This window comes from Collinsella sp. AM33-4BH, from assembly GCF_003469205.1.
Classification (GTDB): Bacteria; Actinomycetota; Coriobacteriia; order Coriobacteriales; family Coriobacteriaceae; genus Collinsella.
In genome coordinates, this window is the sequence record NZ_QSIN01000014.1 from 20,307 (window position 1) to 39,118 (window position 18,812).

An 18,812-nucleotide genomic window follows, 5' to 3' on the forward strand; every position below is an offset into this window, starting at 1 on the left:
GGGGCTACTTGTGTGCTTTGCCCTGATTGGCCACGGCGTCGATCTTGGCGGCGATGGTCGCCGGGTCGCCGATGTAGCGCTTGTCGAGGACATTGAAATCGGTATCGAAGGTGTAGACGAGCGGCACGCCGGTGGGGATGTTGACCTTGAGGATCTCCTCGGGCGTGAGGTGTTCGAGCTTCATGACGAGTGAGCGCAGGGAGTTGCCGTGTGCGGCGATGAGTACGCGCTTGCCGGCGAGCATCTGGGGGCGAATCTCGTCTTCGAAATAGGGCCAGGCGCGGGCGATCGTGTCCTTGAGGCATTCGGTATAGGGCAGCTGATCAGGCGCGACATCACGGTATTGCTCCTGGGTGTGGGGATCGCGCGCGTCGTTCGGCTCGAGTGCCGGCGGGCAGATATCGAAGGAGCGGCGCCAGATGAGCACCTGTTCGTCGCCGTGCTCCGCGGCGGCATCGGCCTTGTTGAGACCCTGCAACGCACCGTAGTGGCGCTCGTTGAGCTTCCAGGATTTGATGACGGGCAGCCACTCGCGATCCATTTGGCCGAGCACGATGTTGAGGGTGTGGATCGCGCGCTTGAGACGCGAAGTGTAGCAGACGTCAAAGTCGAAACCGGCTTCTTTGAGGGCGCGGCCGCCTGCTGCCGCCTCTTCGCGGCCCGTGTCGGTGAGCTCGACATCGGTCCAGCCGGTGAACAGGTTGAGCTTGTTCCACTCGGACTCTCCGTGACGGATAAGGACGAGTTGCATCGTCTGCTGGTCTGCTTGGTGCGCCATAGGGGCCTCCTTGATCTGGCACGGTGTGCGTGCCGTTTGCTTGACGCCGCAAAGGATACCCGTTTAAGCTTAAAAGTTAACCAAGACTAACAAAATTGTTCTATTTGAATGGGATGGTGAAGGGGGCTGCCGAAATGTCTCGATCTGTAACAACTAGGGATGGAAATTGGGCCTAGGTGTTACAGATCGAGACAGGAAGAAATGGTCCTATGGAAAATCTCGATTTGTAACAGCTGGCCGCCAAAACCGGCCCTTCGTGTTACAGATCGAGACAAACCAAAACCGCTCCGCAGAAAATCTCAATCTGTAACATCTAGGCGCCAAAATTGGGTCTTCCTGTTACAGATTGAGATGTTTGAAGCGGTGAGCTTACAGGCCGAACTTGGGCGTCTTGTTGCCGCCCTTGAGGCCTGCTGTGTCGAGCCCCATCATGCAAAAGTCCGCATGGCCCTTGTTTCCAGAATGATTCAAAGGGGCCAGATGCATATGTGCCGGCTGTCCCTGCACTAAAACGTGTACGTCAGCCTCCAAAGATGTCAAATTTCGACATGTTTGGGGGCTGACGTACATGTTTGATAGCAAGACGTTGATGGTCGGTGTGCGTTACGCGATTGTTTCGAAACGGGCGGGAAACACAACGGGCCGGCGATGCTTCTAGTATGCCTATTCAACTGACTGTCTAAATATCTAGGGGAGGATCGCGATGCAGGCAGATTCCGCTCAGCAGCAGGGCCTTTATCGCCCCGAATTCGACCACGATGCATGTGGCATCGGCGCGCTTGCCGATATCAACGGCGAGCGCCATCACCAGATTCTGGACGACGCACTGTCCATTCTGGTCAACTTGGAGCACCGCGGCGGCACCGGACTCGAGAAGAACACCGGCGACGGCGCCGGAATCCTGTTCCAGGTTCCGCATCACTTTTTCCGTAAAGAGGCCCAAAAGTGCGGCCAGATTCTGCCGGCAGAGGGCGACTATGGCGTGGCCATGCTGTTCTTCCCGCAGGACGACAAGGGCGTAGAGGATGCTCGCCGCGTGTTTGAGGAGGGCTGCGCCGAGGCCGGCGTGCCGCTGCTCTTTTGGCGCGAGGTGCCCGTCGACCCGCACGACCTGGGTGAGACGGCCCGCGCCTGCATGCCTACCATCCTGCAGGCCTTTCTGGGCCGCCCCGACGACACGCCGGCCGGCGACGCATTCGAGCGCCGCCTGTACGTGTGCCGCCGCACCATCGAGAAGAAGGCTGACGCCGAGTTTGCCCTGCGCGACAAGATTTTCTACGTCTGCTCCATGAGCTCGCGCACCATCGTGTACAAAGGCATGCTTGTGGCCACGCAGATGCGCCGCTTCTTCATCGACCTCAACGACGCCGCCGTCAAAACGGCCGTGGCGCTCGTCCACTCGCGCTACTCCACCAACACCACACCCAGCTGGGAGCGTGCGCACCCCAACCGCTTTATCATCCACAACGGCGAGATCAATACCCTCAAGGGCAACGTCAACTGGATTCGTGCCCGCGAGCCCAACCTGTACAGCCCCGTGCTGCAGCACGATCTTGAGCGCGTGATGCCCATCATCAACCGCGAGGGTTCCGACTCCGCGATTCTGGATAACGTGCTCGAATTTTTGGTCATGAACGGTCGCCCGCTTACGCGTGCCGCGTCCATGCTGCTGCCCGAGCCGTGGGATCACAACGACAGCCTGAGCGAGGAGCGCCGCGCCTATGACGCTTACCAGTCCATGCTCATGGAGCCGTGGGATGGTCCGGCGGCCATTGCCTTTACCGACGGCCGTATCCTGGGTGCCGCCCTCGACCGTAACGGCCTGCGTCCGGCTCGCTACTACGTGACGCGCGACGGCCGCTTTATGCTGGCGAGCGAGGTGGGCACCATCGAGGTGAGCCCCGAGAACATCCTGACGAGCGGCTGCCTGGGACCAGGCCAGATGCTCGAGGTCGACTTTGCCCGCGGTCGCGTCATCTACAACGACGAGCTGCGCGCCCGTTACGCTAAGGAAAAGCCCTACCGTGATTGGATTGCCGAGGAGACGCTGACCGTCGACGCGCTCGATAGGCCTGCCGCGGCAACGCCCGCCGAGGACGCCGAGGTGCCCGCCGCCGTGCGTATGGCCAAGCTCGGCTACCACTGGGATGACGTCGACGAGGTCGTGCGTCCCATGGCCCAGCAGGGCAAGGCACCGCTCGCTTCGATGGGCATCGATGCGCCGCTGGCCTGCCTGTCCAAGAAGACGCGTTCGTTCTTTGACTACTTCTATCAGCTGTTCGCCCAGGTCACGAACCCGCCGATCGACGCCCTGCGCGAGCATATGGTGACTTCGACCACGCTCTACCTGGGCAACCACGGCAACTTGCTCGAGGACTCCCGTACGGCCTGTCAGCTGGTGCGCCTGGAGCGCCCGCTGCTGAGCGAGGAGGAGTTTGACCGCATTTGCGCGATTGACCGCGTGGGCTTTAAGACCCGCCGGTTCCGTGCCGTGTACCGCCGCGACGCGGGTGAGGGCGCGCTGCAGGCTGCGCTCAAGCAGCTTGCCGAAGACGTCGAGGCTGCGGTTCGCGATGGCGTGAACATCGTGGTGCTGAGCGACCGTGCCGCTGCGGGCGAGGTGCCCGTGCCGTCGCTGCTCGCCGTGGGCTGCGTGCACAACCACCTGATCCGTGCCGGCGTGCGCACCTTTGCCGATATCGTGGTGGAGTGCGGCGATGCCGTGTCTCCGCACGACTTTGCGGCGCTGGTGGGCTACTCCGCAAGCGGCATCTACCCGTACAACGCGCATGCGTGCATCCGCAATCTGGCGGCACGCGGCGACCTGGACGTGACGGCCGAGCAGGGCATCGCCAACTACAACAAGGCCGCGACGGCGGGCATCGTCTCCATCATGTCTAAGATGGGCATCTCCACGGTGCAGAGCTACCATTCGGCGCAGATCTTCGAGGCCGTGGGCTTTACGCCCGAGTTCGTCAACGCGTACTTCGCCGGCACGGTGAGCCGTGTGGGCGGTATGGGCGTCGAGGACGTCGAGCGCGAGCAAAACGAGCGCTACGACGCCGCGCTCGCTATCCTTAAGAGCCCAGCTCCCGATCAGCTGCCCACGTTGGGCCTGACCAAGTGGCGCCCGCTCGGCGGCGAGGATCACCTCATCGATCCGCAGACTGTCTACCTGCTCCAGACCGCCTGCCGCGAGGACAGCTACGACGCCTTTAAGGAGTACAGCGCCCGCCTGCACCGCACCGGCCGTGCCGTGCGCCTGCGCGACCTGCTGGACTTTGATGCCAGCGGCCGCACGCCGGTGGCACTCGACGAGGTGGAGCCCGCGCTCAACATCGTCCGCCGCTTTAACACCGGCGCCATGTCGTACGGCTCCATCAGCAAGGAAGCACACGAGTGCATGGCCATCGCCATGACTCGCCTGCACGGCCGTTCCAACTCGGGCGAGGGCGGCGAGGACCCGCGTCGCGAGACCCCGCTGGCCAACGGCGACTCCAAGAACTCCGCGATCAAGCAGGTGGCAAGCGCGCGCTTTGGCGTGACAAGCCGTTACCTGTGCAGCGCCTTCGAGATTCAGATCAAGATGGCCCAGGGCGCCAAGCCCGGCGAGGGCGGCCACCTGCCCGGCAAGAAGGTCTACCCCTGGATCGCCGAGGTCCGTCAGTCCACGCCCGGCATCGGCCTGATCTCGCCTCCGCCACACCACGACATCTACTCTATCGAGGACCTGGCAGAGCTGATCTTTGACCTTAAGAACGCCAACCCCGGCGCGCGCGTGTCGGTCAAGCTGGTCAGTGAGGCGGGCGTCGGCACCATCGCCACCGGCGTTGCCAAGGGTGCTGCCGACAAGATCTTGATCAGCGGCCACAATGGCGGCTCGGGTGCCGCTGCTCGCGATTCGATCTGGCACGCCGGTCTGCCGCTGGAGCTTGGCCTTGCCGAGGCCCAGCAGACGCTGCTGCAAAACGGCCTGCGCTCGCGCGTGGTGCTCGAGGCCGACGGCAAGCTCATGGACGGTACCGATGTCGCCGTTGCCTGCCTGCTGGGCGCCGAGGAGTTTGGCTTTGCGACCATGCCGCTCATCTCGATGGGCTGCCTCATGCAGCGCGACTGCCAGCAGGATACCTGCCCCGCCGGCATCGCCACGCAAAACTGCCGCCTGCGTCGCGGCTTCCGCGGCAAGCCCGAGCACGTCGAGCACTTTATGCTCTTTGTTGCCGAGCAACTGCGCGAGATCATGGCGAGCCTGGGCTTCCGCACCGTCGACGAGATGGTCGGCCATCCCGAGTGCTTGCGCCAGATCGAGGTCCCGGGCAATCGCAAAGCTAACCTGCTGGATCTGTCGCCTGTGCTGGCAAGCGCGACCTGCGAGTTCGGTGCCCATATCCCGGGTGCCGACGGTCGTCACTTCCTGCCGCAGATGGCCGCGGACAGCGAGCTCGACAAGACGCTCGACTCCACGCTGTTCGTGCCCTATACGGCCGATGCCCGTGCCCACTTGCGTCCGATTCGCTTCCGCGCTGATATCGCCAACGTCAACCGTTGCGTGGGCACCATCCTGGGTAACGCGGTGACCAAGGCACATCCCGAGGGCCTGCCCGCCGGCTCCATTACCATCGATTGCGATGGTTCGGCCGGTCAGAGCTTTGGCGCGTTCCTGCCGCGCGGCATTACGCTCAACGTATGCGGCGACGCCAACGACTACTTTGGCAAGGGCCTCTCGGGCGGCGAGGTGTCGGTGCGCCCCAACCCGCATGCGACCTACAAGTTCGACGAGAACATCATCGTGGGCAACGTTGCGTTCTTTGGCGCCACGAGCGGCCGTGGCTTCATCAACGGCCTGGCCGGCCAGCGCTTTGGCGTACGCAACTCCGGTGCCACTGTGGTGGTCGAGGGTTGCGGCAACCACGGTTGCGAGTACATGACGGGTGGCCTGGCGCTCATCCTGGGCGAGGTCGGGCAGAACTTCGCTGCCGGCATGACGGGTGGCGTGGCTTATGTCTTTGACCAGTACGGCACGCTCGATGCCCGCGTGAACCACGAGAGCGTTGAGCTCAAGGCCCCGACGGCCGGCGAGCTGGCGCAGATTCGCGAGCTCATCCAGGAGCACGTGGACGCGACGCAGAGCCCGCGCGGCATCAAGCTGCTCTACAGCTTTGAGACGATGAGCAAGCACTTTGTGAAGGTCATTCCGACCGAGTACGAGCGTGTGCTGGCGATTGTCGCCGCCGCCGAGGCCGTCGGCAAGACGCATGCGCAGGCCGAGGAGCTGGCGTTTGACATTGTGACCGGTCGCGCGAGTGCCGCGGATGTCGCTCGCTTCGATGTGGCGGGTGGTGTCGCTGGTGCTGTGCCCGCCGCCGCCAGCTCTGTTGCTTCGACCAAGAAGGAGGCGTAAGTGCCATGGGTAAGCCCGGTGCTTTTCTTGATATCGATCGCGTGACCCACGAGCTTCGCCCCGTGGAGGAGCGCAGCCGCGATTTCGATCCGCTGTACGTGGAGCTCGACGACGACGCGCGCCGTGCTCAGGCGAGCCGCTGCATGATGTGCGGCGTGGCGTTTTGCCAGATGGGCGCGAGCTTTGGCAAGGCGCGCCCGAGCGGCTGTCCGCTGCACAACTTGATTCCCGAGTGGAACGAGCTAGTGTACCGCGGCCGCTGGGATGAGGCTGCCGAGCGCCTGTCGCTCACCTCACCCATGCCTGAGTTTACGAGCCGCGTGTGCCCGGCGCTGTGCGAGGCCGCGTGCAACCTGGGTTCGGTCGACGGCCAGCCCACGACGATCCATGACAACGAGCGTGCGATCAGCGACCATGAATGGGCAAACGGCGGCCCGCGCCGCTTTGAGCCGGCAGGGGAGGATGCGCCCACGGTCGCCGTGGTTGGTTCTGGACCGGCTGGTCTGGTGGCTGCATGGGAGCTTGCGCGTCGCGGCGCCCGCGTGACGGTGTTTGAGCGCGACGACCGCCCCGGCGGTCTGCTCATGTACGGCATTCCCAACATGAAGCTCGAGAAGTCTGTGGTCGAGCGTCGCGTGGCGCTCATGCGCGAGCTGGGTATTGTGTTCGAGCTGGGCGCCGACGTGAGCGATCCCAAGGTTACCGCCGGGCTCGACGACTTTGACGCCGTCGTGGTGGCTGCCGGCGCCCGTGCTCCGCGTGGGCTTTCGGCTGCGAACATTGATGCCCCGGGCGTGGTGTATGCCGTGGACTACCTGACGGCTTCGACCGTCTCGGTGCTCGATGGCGGTGAGCCTGCTATTGACGCGCGCGGCCTGGACGTCGTGGTCATTGGCGGTGGCGATACCGGCAACGACTGCGTGGGTACCGCTGTGCGTCAGGGCGCGCGCAGCGTGCGCCAGTTTGAGTTCTTGCCGGCTGCGCCCGATAAGCGCGCGGCAGGCAACCCCTGGCCGCAGTGGCCCAACGTTAAGAAGACCGATTACGGCCAGCAGGAGGCTATCGCTGCGATGGGTGGCGAGATGCGTGCCTGGGCCGTGGATACACTCGAGGTGCTGCTGGACAAGAAGGGTGCGGCTGCGGGTCTGCGCGTGGTCGATCTGGACTGGTCGGCGGGAAAGCCCGAGCGCATCGCGGGCTCCGAGCACGAGGTGCCGGCGCAGCTGGTGCTCATCGCCTGCGGCTTTACGGGTCCGGAGCACGGCGTGTTCGATGCGGTGAGCGTGCCTGTTGCCACCGCTGGTCGTCCGCTGCCGGTGATGGCTGCTGAGGGCTCGCATCTCGCGGCTCGCACGGAGGGTGTCGCCGCGGATGCCGCGCCGGTGTATGTGGCGGGTGATGCCCGCAACGGCAGCTCGCTCGTGGTGAGTGCCATGGCCGATGCCCTGGCCTGTGTAGCCGAAGTCGCCGAGGCGCTGGAGCTGTAAAGTAGTCATTTAAGAACGTCCTCAATGACTAGTCATTTTTTGTCTAGTCGTTGGGGACACTCCTTGCGGATTTGCGAGCGATTTGCTCGTTTGTCGACGTACGGGTGTTCATTTGTCGACTTCTTGGGCTGTGGTCACCTGTTGTTTCTGTGGTGGCTGCGGGCATCTGGCTCAAAAGGGCGGGTTGGCTGTCTATGTCTACCTGCGGTTTTGTTGCGGTGGACTCATTCGGTCAAGTGTCCCGTCAAGTGTTTGGTTAGCATCTGGTTTGCAGTCGAAGGCCTATTTTGCCCGCGCTTGCCTCGGTTGCCCACCCTCCTCGTAAGCTCAAATTGAGGTCCATCAGTTTGAGGAGGATGCCATGACTGACCAAGTTTTTGATCGAGCGCAGCTGGCCGAGGCCGTCGGCAACGATATTGCCGACATGGCTCACTTTTGGATGCTGCGGAAGTTTCAATTTCTGGAGCCGGCGCGCGAGCAGTTCGAGATTATCGTCGATCCGTGGCTCAGCTATTGCGAGGAACCATCTCAAAACGAAATCATGGCCTACAACATGGCGTTTACCGATTGGCTGCTGTTTGAGCGCCCCTATTACCACGGCAAGACGCTGTTGGAACTGTATGTGGACGAGCCGCCAGCGTCAATTTCTCCTGCTTCGCTCGGGCGACTTAAGCAGGTGCGTGACACGCAGTATTTCTCGCGCTTTGGCATTTTTGACAAGGATCCCGCGACTGGCATGGTCGTGCTGAAGGACACGCGCACCGACCGTCGCTTTGACGTCTACGACCCACATATCGTGCAAAAGGAGCGCTGGAACGATGGTGCGATTGCGGTGCGACTCGCGTGCGTCGACGATGTCTGGCTGACGGCGGGGCAGCTCTACCTGTATGACATCGCGCGCCTGAGCGACACGACGGTCGACGGGCCGGGCTCGGTGCATCCCGAGGACCTGGAGGACGGTTTCGACACCTCGTGCATCAGCTTCTTTTTGCGCCTGGTCCGCGACATCATGGGTGCCCAGGGGCGGTATGTGAAGTCGCTCAACATCTACGAACAGGAATGGGAGTAGGGGATGGACGGTTGTCGCCTGCCTTGCCTTCTGCCTTTATGTCTCGATCTGTAACGTTTAGGGACAAAAAACCGGTCTACCTGTTACAGATCGAGACGAATACCTGGGCGCCGCTGGTTTGTCTAAATCTGTAACGTTTAGGGGCCTGGAGAACGTCTAACTGTTACAGATCAAGACGTTTATCAGCGGAGGCAACGGTGACAATGGTCCATTTGTCCGATGTGGTGGTGATGGAAGTGTCTAATACCGTTCTCAAACACAAGCATACGGCTCGCAACACGTTGGCGCGGAATAGGATGCTTGCCAGGCTCACGGAGGCGGCTGAACTAGGCGTGCTGCTTGTGACGCACGACAATGCCGAGCTCATGTGGCTGCGGCGCCATGTGGGAACCGACGATATCGCGGAGCCTGAGTCGCACCTGTTCTGTTTTCAGCATGATTGGGATGCGTTGACGCCGACGGAGCGAGCGCTGCGGACCATCAAAGGGCTTGCGGAGTTTCATCCCGATTGGGCGTTTTGGGGTTACGACGCGGCACTTTTGTGGGGTCTGGAGGTGCCAAATGATCTGCTTGGGCCGCGATTTCTTGTTAAGACAGGTTGCTCGGTGCCGCTGAGTGCAGGATGCCGGCTGTTGCGTCCGCAGGCGGCGGGTGCGCTTGAGCGCGTCGACGGCGTGCGAGTGACGCCGTTTTGGCGCACGGTGAAGGACTGTCTGCTGCGTGCGCCGTTTTCGTATGGTCTGGCGATCGCCGATTCTGCGCTGCGGGCGAAGGGCATATCGCGCGACGACCTCTGCGAACGGCTCCAGGCCGATTGCGAGGGCAGGCGAGGGTATCGCAGGGCACAGGTGATTGCGTCGTATGCGGACGGGCTGTTTGAAAACGGCGGCGAGTCTCGGTTCCGAGCATTCTTTATTGCGTACGGCTTTCCGGTTCCGGAGCTGCAGGTGGAGTTTCGCGACCCGCTCGATCCGAGCCAGGTGTTTCGCGTCGACTATTTTTGGCGGCTCGAGGACGGGACGTGTGTCATCGGCGAGCTCGACGGAAAGGGGAAGTACACCTTGCAGAGCGGCGAGGGTCGGGAGTCGGTTGACCCATTCGTGGCAGAGCGTCAGCGGGAATCTCATCTGACAATGCTCGGGCATAAGGTGCTTCGGTTTACGTTTAACGAACTCAAGAACCCGGGGAACCTGGCTGAAAAGATGAGACTGGCGGGAATTCCACAGCGGGCCGATCTGGCTGAGGAATGGAAGCGTCAGTGGTATGGGTGCTAAGGGGTGCAACTGACGCGAATGTGGTTGTTCCTGCCGAGTTTGTCTCGATCTGTAACAACAAGGGGCCGTTTGGCCTCGTAGCTGTTACAGATCGAGACAGAAGGTTGGCTGCCGCTAAAAGATCTCAATCTGTAACATCTAGAGGCCGAAAACCTGTCTAACTGTTACAGATTTAGACGTTTGACGACAGGGCTGGAGAATATCTTAATCTGTAACATCTAACGGCCAAAAACCGCTCTAACTGTTACAGATCGAGACAAAGGTTGGACGCGGTGCCGAAAGATCTCGATCTGTAACATCTGGCTGCTAAAACCCGGTCTACCTGTTACAGATCTAGACATTTCCCGGATGTCGCTGGGATGGGACTGCAATGCATTCCGTTCTCCGTGTCTCATCCTTTCTCCGTTAACCGATATGTCCGCAGCAACCCTGCCGCACTGGGTGATAATGGACAAATGTTCAAGTTAATCGTGAGGGAGGAGCTCGATATGGCATCTGCCGATCGTTCCACGTTGTTTATCAATGCGACCATTCTGGACGGTTCGGAGCATATGGAGCCGCAACCCGATATGGCCGTGACTGTTGAGCGCGGCGTCATCACCTGGATGGGGCCGAGTGCTGTGGCGCAGGCGCCCGCGGGTGCCGAGGTCATCGATCTGGCAGGGGCGTATCTCATGCCCGGTCTCATCAATATGCACGCGCACCTGTGCGGCTCGGGCAAGCCTGTCTCGGCCGGCGATGCGGGAGCGCTGATGAAGAAGCTCGATAATCCCGTGGGGCGTGCCATCGTCCGCCGCATCCTCAAGGGCAGTGCCCAGCAGCAGCTGGCAAGCGGCGTGACCACGGTGCGCGGCGCGGGCGACCCGCTGTTTGCCGACATTGCCGTGCGCGACGCTATCGACGCCGGCAAGTATCAGGGTCCGCGCCTGGTAGCGCCGGGAACGGGCGTCACGGTGCCGGGTGGCCATGGCGCGGGCTTGTTCGCCCAGGTGGCCAACAGCCCCGTCGAGGTAGCCGAGCAGGTGCGAGACCTGTATGCGCGCGGCGCCGACGTCATTAAGCTGTTCGTAACGGGCGGTGTGTTCGATGCGACCGAGGTGGGCGAGCCGGGCGTGCTGCGTATGCCGGTGGAGGTTGCCGCGGCGGCGTGCAAGGCGGCGCACGAGGTGGGCCTGCCGGTTATGGCTCATGTCGAGAGCACCGAGGGCGTGAAGGCCGCGCTTGAGGCCGGGGTCGACACGATCGAGCACGGTGCCCCGATGACGCCCGAGATCCTGGAGCTGTACCGTGGCGCCGCGGGCACGCAGCTCGAGGGACGTGCGCCCAGCGTTACCTGCACGATCAGCCCGGCGCTGCCGTTTGTGTTGCTCGATCCGGGGAAGACCCATTCGACTGACACGCAAAAGAAGAACGGCGACATCGTGTGCTCGGGCATTATCGAGAGTGCTCGTGCGGCGCTGGAAGCTGGCGTTAAGGTGGGCCTTGGCACAGATTCGAGCTGCCCGTTCGTGACGCAGTACGACATGTGGCGTGAGGTTGCCTATTTTGCCAAGTATGTCGGTGTGAGCAACGCCTTCGCGCTGCATACGGCTACGCAAGTCAACGCCGAGCTGCTGGGGCTGGGCGGCGAGACCGGTGCGATCGAGTGCGGCAAGGCCGCCGATATCCTGGTGACGCGCAAGAATCCGCTCGATGACCTGTGCGCTCTGCGTGAGCCGATACATGTGATGTGTCGCGGTGATCTGGTACGCAAGCTCAAGGTAAAGCGTATTCCCGAGGTGGACGCCGAGCTCGACGCGATTATGGCCATGCCGGCCGAGGCGCTGGCCGAGGAGCTCGCCCGCGACGGTGTGGCATAGGTGTGACAAAGGTGTAGCTCCGTTGCCGCATGTAAAAAGCCGAGGTCTCAACACGAGGCCTCGGCTTTTTTATCGAACAAATACTTAAGATTTGGGACAAACAAACCTGATTAATTTGTCCCGCGTGCGGGCGCTAGGAGCGGGTTTCCATCTTAGCGTGGCACTTGGGGCAGGTGACGCGGATCTTGCCCTTGCCCTTGGGGACGGAGAGCATCTGGCCGCAGTTGGGGCACTTGAGGTATGCCGTGGTCTTGCGACCCTTCCACATCTTCTTGGCCGTGCGCTTGGCGCGCTCAAAGTCTTCCTTGCTCGTTCCAGCCGCGCGCGAGGTGCCGGCCGCCGCAGCGCCGCCGCCCAAGCTGGCGACAAACTTGCCCAAGCCGGGGACGTTCGCGGTCGCGGTGACAAAGGCAGCGTTTTCCTTGCGACGCGCATCGATGTTTTTGGACAGGCCGCGCAGCACGCCAATCACGATCACGGCGATGGCGATCCAGCTGAGCCACTGGATGCGGGCTATCGATCCGATCATCGCGATGACGATGCCGGCAAAACCCATCACGATGGTGAGTTCATCGGCACCATTGCGACCCTTCATAAAGTCATTCATGCAAATTGCCTTTCGTTCGATATGCTGCTCGCCTTTATACCCGATTTAGAGCAAGGGGGACAGGTTAATCTGCACCAAGGTGGTGCAAACGTACCTATCCCCGATACACCAAGATGGTGCAAAGCAGTCTGTCCCCAATGCCCCAATTACTTGGAGAGCTTGTCGACGACGCGTTCGATCTCGGCGAGCTTGGCGGCTTTGAGGTCTTCGTCGCCCGATTCGATTGCCGAAGTCACGCAGCCCTCGATATGCGCCTTGAGCACATCGGCGTTAATGCGCGCGATGAGTGCCTGCGTGGCCATGAGCTGCGTGGAGATGTCGACGCAATAACGGTCCTCCTCGACCATCCGCAAGATGCCGTCGATCTGACCGCGTGCCGTCTTGAGCATGCGGGTCACCGATTTATGGTCTGCCATCATGGCGGGTCCTCGTTTCTGATCGATAGGGGCGGATGCTACCGACGGCGCTAGGCTGCGGTCACCGAAAGGGCATGGAACTTCTCGCCCGCGGCCTCGACGGCGGCAGCGAGCTGCTCGGCGGTCACGGTGTCGGCGCACTCCACCTGGACGGTCTGGGTCTCGTGATCGGCGTCGGCATCGGTCACGCCGGCCACGTTGAGCAGCGCGGTCTCGACGGTGGCGTCGCAGTGGCCGCACATGAGGCCGGAAGTCTTGATTGTGTAACGCATGGGTATTCCTCTCTGTTGCGTCGGCTTTCCCAGGCACCCGACCTTGACCTTCAAGCCGTCGCTCGCGTACCAAAGTACGCGTCGCTCCTCTTTCAGGTCAATCTCGGGCACCTGGAAAACCCGTTCTAAATGGACTTAATGGTGAGCTTATTTTGCCACTTTAGGCTTAAAGGATTTCAGGCGCAGAGCATTGCTTACGACGCACACGCTCGACAGGCTCATGGCCGCGGCGCCGAACATCGGCGAGAGCTGCCAACCGGTGAGGGGGAAGAACACGCCCGCCGCCAGCGGAATGCCGATGCCGTTGTAGAACAGCGCCCAGAACAGGTCCTGCTTGATGTTGCGGATTGTGGCACGTGACAGCTCGATGGCACGGGCGACGTCCATGAGATCGCTGCGCATGAGCACCACGTCGGCGCCCTCCTTGGCGATGTCGGCGCCGGTGCCGATCGCAAGGCCCACGTCGGCGCGCGCCAGGGCGGGGGAGTCGTTGATGCCGTCGCCCACCATGGCGACCTTGCTGCCCGCATCCTGCAGCCCGCGCACGTGGCGCTCCTTGTCGGCGGGGAGGACGTCGGCGATGACCTGCTCGCTGCTCAGCCCCACGCGGCGGGCGATGGCCTCGGCCGTCACGCGGTTGTCGCCGGTGAGCATGCGCACGTCGACGCCGAGCTTGCGGAGCGCAGCGATGGCCTCGGCGCTCGTCTCTTTGACCTCGTCAGCCACGGCGATGGTGCCGACAAGCTCGCCGTTCTTGGCAAAGAACAGCGGCGTCTTGCCTTCGGCGGCAAATTGCTCGGCAAGACCCGCGGGCACGGTAACGCCCAACTCGTCCATCAGGCGCACGTTGCCGGCTGCGATGACATTCTGCCCCTCGCGCGCCGTTACGCCACGACCGGGCACGGCGGCAAAGTCCTCGACCATGCGCGCGACAATTCCGCGTGCCTCGCACTCGGCCATGATCGCCTCGGCCAGCGGGTGCTCGCTCGAGCGCTCCAGCGCGGCAGCGAGCTTCAGTAACGCCTTTTCACTCATAGCGGGCGAGCCGTCGGCGCGCGCGACAACCACAATGTCGGTCACGGCCGGCTTGCCGCGGGTGACCGTGCCCGTCTTATCGAGCACCACGGTGCCCACGCTGCGCAGGTTCTCCAGCGCCTCAGCGCTCTTAAACAGAATGCCCATCTCGGCGCCCTTGCCGGTGCCCACCATAATAGCGACGGGCGTGGCCAGGCCGAGCGCGCACGGACAACTGATCACCAGCACGGCGACGGCGGAGGTAAGCGCTTCGTTGACGCTTCCGGTCAGCACCATCCACGCCACAAAAGCTACGGCAGAGATTACAAACACCACGGGCACGAACACGCCGGCGACCTTGTCGGCCATGCGGGCGATGGGCGCCTTGGTGGCGTTGGCGTCCTCGACGAGCTGGATAATCTTGGCGAGCGATGTCTCGGCACCCACACGCGTGGCGCGGAAGGTAAACGAGCCGGTGCGGTTGACCGTGGCCGCATTGACAGTGTCGCCGGCGGTCTTCTCCACGGGAATGGATTCGCCGGTGAGCGCGCTTTCGTCCACGGCCGAGCTGCCATCGAGCACCACGCCGTCAACGGGGATGGACTCGCCGGGGCGCACACGCAGCACCTGGCCGGGCAGAATGGCATCGACGTCGACGGTGGCCTCGATACCGTCCTCGGCCACGACGGTCGCGGTCTTGGGTGCTAAGTCGATGAGCGCCTCGATAGCGCCGCCGGTTTTGGACTTGCTGCGCGTCTCGAGGTATTTGCCCACGGTGACGAGCGACAGGATGGTGCCGGCGCTCTCAAAATATAGGTTGTCCATGCTCGTCATCATGGCCTCGTGCACCTGACCTGCGGCTAGCTGGTCGGCCATGATGAACATGGCGTAGAGCGACCAGGCGATGGACGCGGTGGCGCCCACGGCGATGAGGGCGTCCATGATAGGCGCGCCGTGCGCGAGCGATTTAAACCCATTGATAAAGTACGCGTCGTTGACATAGACGATGGGGATGAGCAGGACGAGCTCGGTGAGGGCGAGCGTCATGCTGTGGGCATGGTCGGTGAAGACGCCGGGCAGTGGCCAACCGAGCATGTGCCCCATGCCTATGTAGAACAGCGGGATGAGGAAGATGATCGAGACGATGAGGCGGGTGCGCATGGCAGAGGCGGCGGCCTCCAACTTTTTGGTCGGCGACTCCATATGCGCGGCGCCGGACCTGGCTTGCGCACTTCCGCTTTGGACAGCGTCGGTGCCCGTGCTGATGGGCGAGGCCGAGTAGCCCGCGCGGTCGACAGCGGTGCAGATGTCGTCGGAGGTGACCTGCGCGGGGTCGTAGTCGACCATCATGGAACCGGCGAGCAGGTTGACCGCGACGCTTTGGACGCCGTCGAGTTTGCTCACGGCGCGATCCACATGCGCCTGACAGGCGGCGCATGTCATGCCGCCCACGTCGAACTTATCTTGAGCCATGGTTTCTCCTTTCTGCAGTTCGGTGTTGGAATTGTTAACCTGCCGATACTATATACCCATACCCCCTGGGGGTGTCCAGTGGGGATGAAAATGTATGACATTTCGCTACAGATGCGGGTGGCTGCTCAATCGTTGGCAGCTCATGTCAAACATCTCGATCTGTAACATCTAGCGGGGAAAATGACCTCTAACTGTTACAGATCGAGATTATGTTTTGCGATGTTTGAGTTCGTCTCAATCTGTAACGTGTAGACCCGGTTTTGTCTCGTAACTGTTACAGATTGAGACAATCGGCCCAGGCCCGCCTCGTCCGCTCCGTCATCTGTGGTTTACGTGGGGGCATGTGAAGCACGGGTATACTAACCGGCGGCGAATCTGCTCCATCGTTTAGTGCTGCTGCGTCTGGACGGCGCGTGATAGGGCTGCCAAAGCGATCGCCAGCGTGCTGAGCAACGTCCTCTCTGTGCGCACCCGTTTTTGTATGTATTAGCGCACTACCAAGCACGCCCGCGCGGCCGCATGCCGTGCCCATTGCGCGTGCAGATAAGGAACAACAACATATGCGTAATTCTGTATCCGACGTCACCGACGCCGAGATTCTGGACGAGACCCGCGAGGCCATGACCCAGGCTGCCTTCGATGCTGCCGATGAGGCCAATGCTGCCCAGGCCGTCGAGTCCGCTACCGAGAGCCTGCCCGCCTTTGACGAGCTGGGCCTTTCCGACGAGATGCTTCGTGCTATCGAGAACCTGGGCTACACGGCGCCGACGCCCGTGCAGGCCGGTTCGATTCCTGTGGTGCTCGAAGGCCGCGACCTGCTTGCCGCCGCTCAGACCGGCACCGGCAAGACGGCTGCCTTTTTGCTGCCGACCATGAACAACCTGGAGCACATCGCTCCTCCCAAACCCGTGCGCGAGCGCGGCGGCCGCAACCGTCGTCGCGGCGCCAAGAAGCCCGAGGGCAACGGCCGCGGTCCCGTGATGCTCGTCATCACTCCCACGCGCGAGCTTGCCCAGCAGATCGACGAGGTTGCGAGCAAGATCGCCGACGTCACCGGCCACGTTGCCGTGACCGTCGTGGGTGGCGTGAGCTACAAGCCGCAGACCGCTGCCCTCAAGTACGGCTGCGACATCCTGGTCGCAACGCCAGGCCGTCTGGTCGACTTGATCGAGCAGGGAGCCTGCCATCTGAACGAGGTCAAGGTGCTGGTGCTCGACGAGGCCGATCGCATGCTCGACATGGGCTTTTTGCCCGCCGTCCGCCGCATTGTGCGCGAGACGCCGGCCGAGCGCCAGACGCTGCTGTTCTCGGCGACCCTCGACGAGGAGGCCGTGGGCGAGATCACCGACCTGGTGAGCGACCCGGCCCGCGTGGAGATCGCGCCGGCCACGTCGACCGCCGACACCGTCGACCAGTTTGTGTTCCCGGTGTCCATCGAGGCAAAGAACAACCTGCTGCCTGAGTTCCTCAAAAAGGAGGGCCCGGAGCGCACCATCGTCTTTATGCGCACCAAGCACCGCGCCGACAGCTGCTGCCGTCGCCTTGAGCGCAAAGGCATCAAGGCCGCCGCGATTCACGGCAACCGCAGCCAGGCCCAGCGCGAGCGCGCGCTTTCTGCCTTCCGCGACGGCACCGTCGACGTGCTGGTGGCAACCGATGTTCTCGCCCGCGGCATCGACATTAGCGACGTGCGCTACGTCGTGAACTTCGACGTGCCGGCCGAGCCGACCGACTATATCCACCGCATTGGCCGTACGGGCCGCGCCGGCGAGCTGGGCTGGGCCATTACGTTTGTGACCGAGCAGGACGTCGACGAGTTCTACGAGATCGAGAAGCTCATGGACAAGACCGCCGACATCTACGAAGCCGGCGACCTGCATGTGGGTCCCAACCCGCCTGCGGTTGACCCCGAGCGCGACCCTGCGGCCTTTAAGGTGAAGAAGAAGACCAAGCGCGGCAAGTCCAAGAGCAAGAAGAAGCTTGAGCAGGCGCGTCGCGACGGCAAGCGCAACGGCGACGATTACGGCGATGTGGCCGGTCGTTCCAACCGCGGTCGTGACGAGCGCCGCAGCGACGGCGAGCGTCCGAGCCGTCCCAAGCGCGGCGGCAAGACCCGCGTGCGCGAGGGCGTTCAGGCTCGCGTGGACGAGGCTGTGGAGAGCGTGGCCCGCGAGGTGGCTGCCGAGGAGCGCGGCGGTGCTGCTGCCGTCGAGCAGGCCCCGCGTGGCAACCGTGCCGAGCGCCGTGCCAAGCAGTTCCAGGGCGAGGCGCACCGCCGTCGTCGTGAGGACGAGGACCGTGGCGGCCGTCGCCGTGTTGAGCGCGAGGACGAGGGCCGTGGTTCGCGCGGTGGCAAGCGTGGCGCGGGCGATCGCCGTCGTTCCGGTCGCGATGACGAGCGCGGTGGCCGTGATGGGCGTCGCGGCGGCGAAGGCCGTGGTTCGCGTGACGAGCGTGGTACCCGCGGCGGCGAGTCCCGCGGCGGCAAGCGCTTTGACGAGCGCGGAGGCCGCGAGGGCGGCCGCGGTGGTGAGCGTCGCGAGGGCGCTCGTGGCAACGGTGGCCGCAGCGGCGCCGGTCGTTCGAATGAGTCGCGCGATCGTCGCGACCCGCGTGCCAGCCGCGATCGTCGCGATGACTGGCGCAACTACGACGACACCCGCGATGAGCGTCGTGGCGGCTATCGTGGCGGGCGTGGCGGCAACCAGGCCGGCTCCCGCGGCGGCCGTGCCGGCGGTCGCGATAATCGTGGCAGCTATGGCAACAGCCGTGGCGGCAAGCGCGGTGGTAGCTCCCGTCGCCCCGGCGACGGCGGCGGCAAGCGCAAATAACATACGCATCGCCCGCTAGAGCGAGGTGAACCAAGGGCCCCGAGCAACTACGTTCGGGGCCCTTTTGTTTGCCGTATCCGATCGCTAGTTCAAATGTGATTTCCTCGGGAATGCATCTAGAGGATGCCGTGGGCTTGTTTCCTGCCATGCAGCAATGGGTCCTATGGGGTGCGCCGTGCATTTTTTGGAGTATTCTGCAGTTCGAGTTGTCTGCATATGATTCGACGTCGCCAACGGTGGCCTTCGGATATCCCTAGCGAGCGTTCCGAGTCAGATTTCGCCGTTTTCCGGAGCAGGGGGCGCGTCATTCTCGCCATGTCGGGACTTAGAA

General features: G+C 62.8%; 11 protein-coding genes. 6 read left to right on the forward strand and 5 right to left on the reverse strand.

Translation table 11 applies throughout. From position 1 onward, the window contains the following. Positions 1 to 4: 4 nt before the first annotated feature. The gene (gene gpmA, locus DW821_RS09110) at positions 5 to 751 is read right to left on the reverse strand and encodes a 2,3-diphosphoglycerate-dependent phosphoglycerate mutase (RefSeq protein WP_192934503.1); all 747 of its coding nucleotides are present in this window, start codon (positions 749 to 751) and stop codon (positions 5 to 7) included. A gap of 730 nt (positions 752 to 1,481) precedes the next feature. Between gpmA and gltB the strand changes: the two genes are divergently transcribed. The 5 genes from gltB (at position 1,482) to DW821_RS09135 (ending at position 11,868) form a co-directional block, all read left to right on the forward strand. Then, on the forward strand, positions 1,482 to 6,179 hold the full coding sequence (gene gltB / locus DW821_RS09115) for a glutamate synthase large subunit (RefSeq protein ID WP_118066581.1): 4,698 nt from the start codon (positions 1,482 to 1,484) through the stop codon (positions 6,177 to 6,179). A 5-nt stretch (positions 6,180 to 6,184) separates the two neighbouring features. Beyond that, positions 6,185 to 7,666 carry a glutamate synthase subunit beta gene (locus tag DW821_RS09120; protein WP_118066583.1) on the forward strand — a complete coding sequence of 494 codons (1,482 nt, stop codon included), beginning with the start codon at positions 6,185 to 6,187 and terminating at the stop codon, positions 7,664 to 7,666. A 361-nt stretch (positions 7,667 to 8,027) separates the two neighbouring features. Beyond that, complete coding sequence (locus DW821_RS09125; RefSeq protein ID WP_118066585.1) at positions 8,028 to 8,735, forward strand: hypothetical protein; 708 nt, start codon at positions 8,028 to 8,030, stop codon at positions 8,733 to 8,735. 212 nt (positions 8,736 to 8,947) lie between these two features. Further along, complete coding sequence (locus DW821_RS09130) at positions 8,948 to 10,009, forward strand: hypothetical protein (RefSeq protein ID WP_158567563.1); 1,062 nt, start codon at positions 8,948 to 8,950, stop codon at positions 10,007 to 10,009. 488 nt (positions 10,010 to 10,497) lie between these two features. Continuing rightward, positions 10,498 to 11,868 (forward strand): amidohydrolase family protein, encoded by a 1,371-nt coding sequence (locus DW821_RS09135; protein ID WP_233547222.1) that lies wholly within the window; start codon positions 10,498 to 10,500, stop codon positions 11,866 to 11,868. A gap of 133 nt (positions 11,869 to 12,001) precedes the next feature. Here the strand turns inward: DW821_RS09135 and DW821_RS09140 are convergent, their stop codons facing one another. The 4 genes from DW821_RS09140 to DW821_RS09155 all read right to left on the reverse strand — a co-directional run bounded on the left by DW821_RS09140 (position 12,002) and on the right by DW821_RS09155 (position 15,650). Further along, positions 12,002 to 12,475, reverse strand: coding sequence for a hypothetical protein (locus tag DW821_RS09140; protein WP_117639812.1), 474 nt, complete (start codon positions 12,473 to 12,475; stop codon positions 12,002 to 12,004). A 146-nt stretch (positions 12,476 to 12,621) separates the two neighbouring features. Further along, positions 12,622 to 12,894, reverse strand: a complete 273-nt coding sequence (locus DW821_RS09145; RefSeq protein ID WP_006235337.1) for a metal-sensing transcriptional repressor — start codon at positions 12,892 to 12,894, stop codon at positions 12,622 to 12,624. Positions 12,895 to 12,941: 47 nt separating this feature from the next. Then, a complete protein-coding gene (locus tag DW821_RS09150) occupies positions 12,942 to 13,163 on the reverse strand; it encodes a heavy-metal-associated domain-containing protein (protein WP_055310331.1) in 222 nt (73 codons plus the stop codon). 147 nt (positions 13,164 to 13,310) lie between these two features. Further along, positions 13,311 to 15,650: a cation-translocating P-type ATPase gene (locus DW821_RS09155; RefSeq protein WP_117639808.1), complete on the reverse strand. Its 2,340-nt coding sequence runs from the start codon at positions 15,648 to 15,650 to the stop codon at positions 13,311 to 13,313. 560 nt (positions 15,651 to 16,210) lie between these two features. Here DW821_RS09155 and DW821_RS09160 point away from each other — a divergent pair. Further along, complete coding sequence (locus tag DW821_RS09160) at positions 16,211 to 18,481, forward strand: DEAD/DEAH box helicase (protein ID WP_118066591.1); 2,271 nt, start codon at positions 16,211 to 16,213, stop codon at positions 18,479 to 18,481. The last annotated feature ends 331 nt before the right edge of the window (positions 18,482 to 18,812 follow it).

Bases quoted from the DNA above. Each gene is read 5' to 3' on its own strand.
- DW821_RS09150 (WP_055310331.1), bottom strand. From the start codon at position 13,163: ATGCGTTACACAATCAAGACTTCCGGCCTCATGTGCGGCCACTGCGAC.
- DW821_RS09145 (WP_006235337.1), bottom strand. From the start codon at position 12,894: ATGATGGCAGACCATAAATCGGTGACCCGCATGCTCAAGACGGCACGC.
- DW821_RS09135 (WP_233547222.1), top strand. From the start codon at position 10,498: ATGGCATCTGCCGATCGTTCCACGTTGTTTATCAATGCGACCATTCTG.
- DW821_RS09160 (WP_118066591.1), top strand. From the start codon at position 16,211: ATGCGTAATTCTGTATCCGACGTCACCGACGCCGAGATTCTGGACGAG.
- DW821_RS09140 (WP_117639812.1), bottom strand. From the start codon at position 12,475: ATGAATGACTTTATGAAGGGTCGCAATGGTGCCGATGAACTCACCATC.
- DW821_RS09120 (WP_118066583.1), top strand. From the start codon at position 6,185: ATGGGTAAGCCCGGTGCTTTTCTTGATATCGATCGCGTGACCCACGAG.
- DW821_RS09155 (WP_117639808.1), bottom strand. From the start codon at position 15,650: ATGGCTCAAGATAAGTTCGACGTGGGCGGCATGACATGCGCCGCCTGT.
- gltB (WP_118066581.1), top strand. From the start codon at position 1,482: ATGCAGGCAGATTCCGCTCAGCAGCAGGGCCTTTATCGCCCCGAATTC.
- DW821_RS09125 (WP_118066585.1), top strand. From the start codon at position 8,028: ATGACTGACCAAGTTTTTGATCGAGCGCAGCTGGCCGAGGCCGTCGGC.
- gpmA (WP_192934503.1), bottom strand. From the start codon at position 751: ATGCAACTCGTCCTTATCCGTCACGGAGAGTCCGAGTGGAACAAGCTC.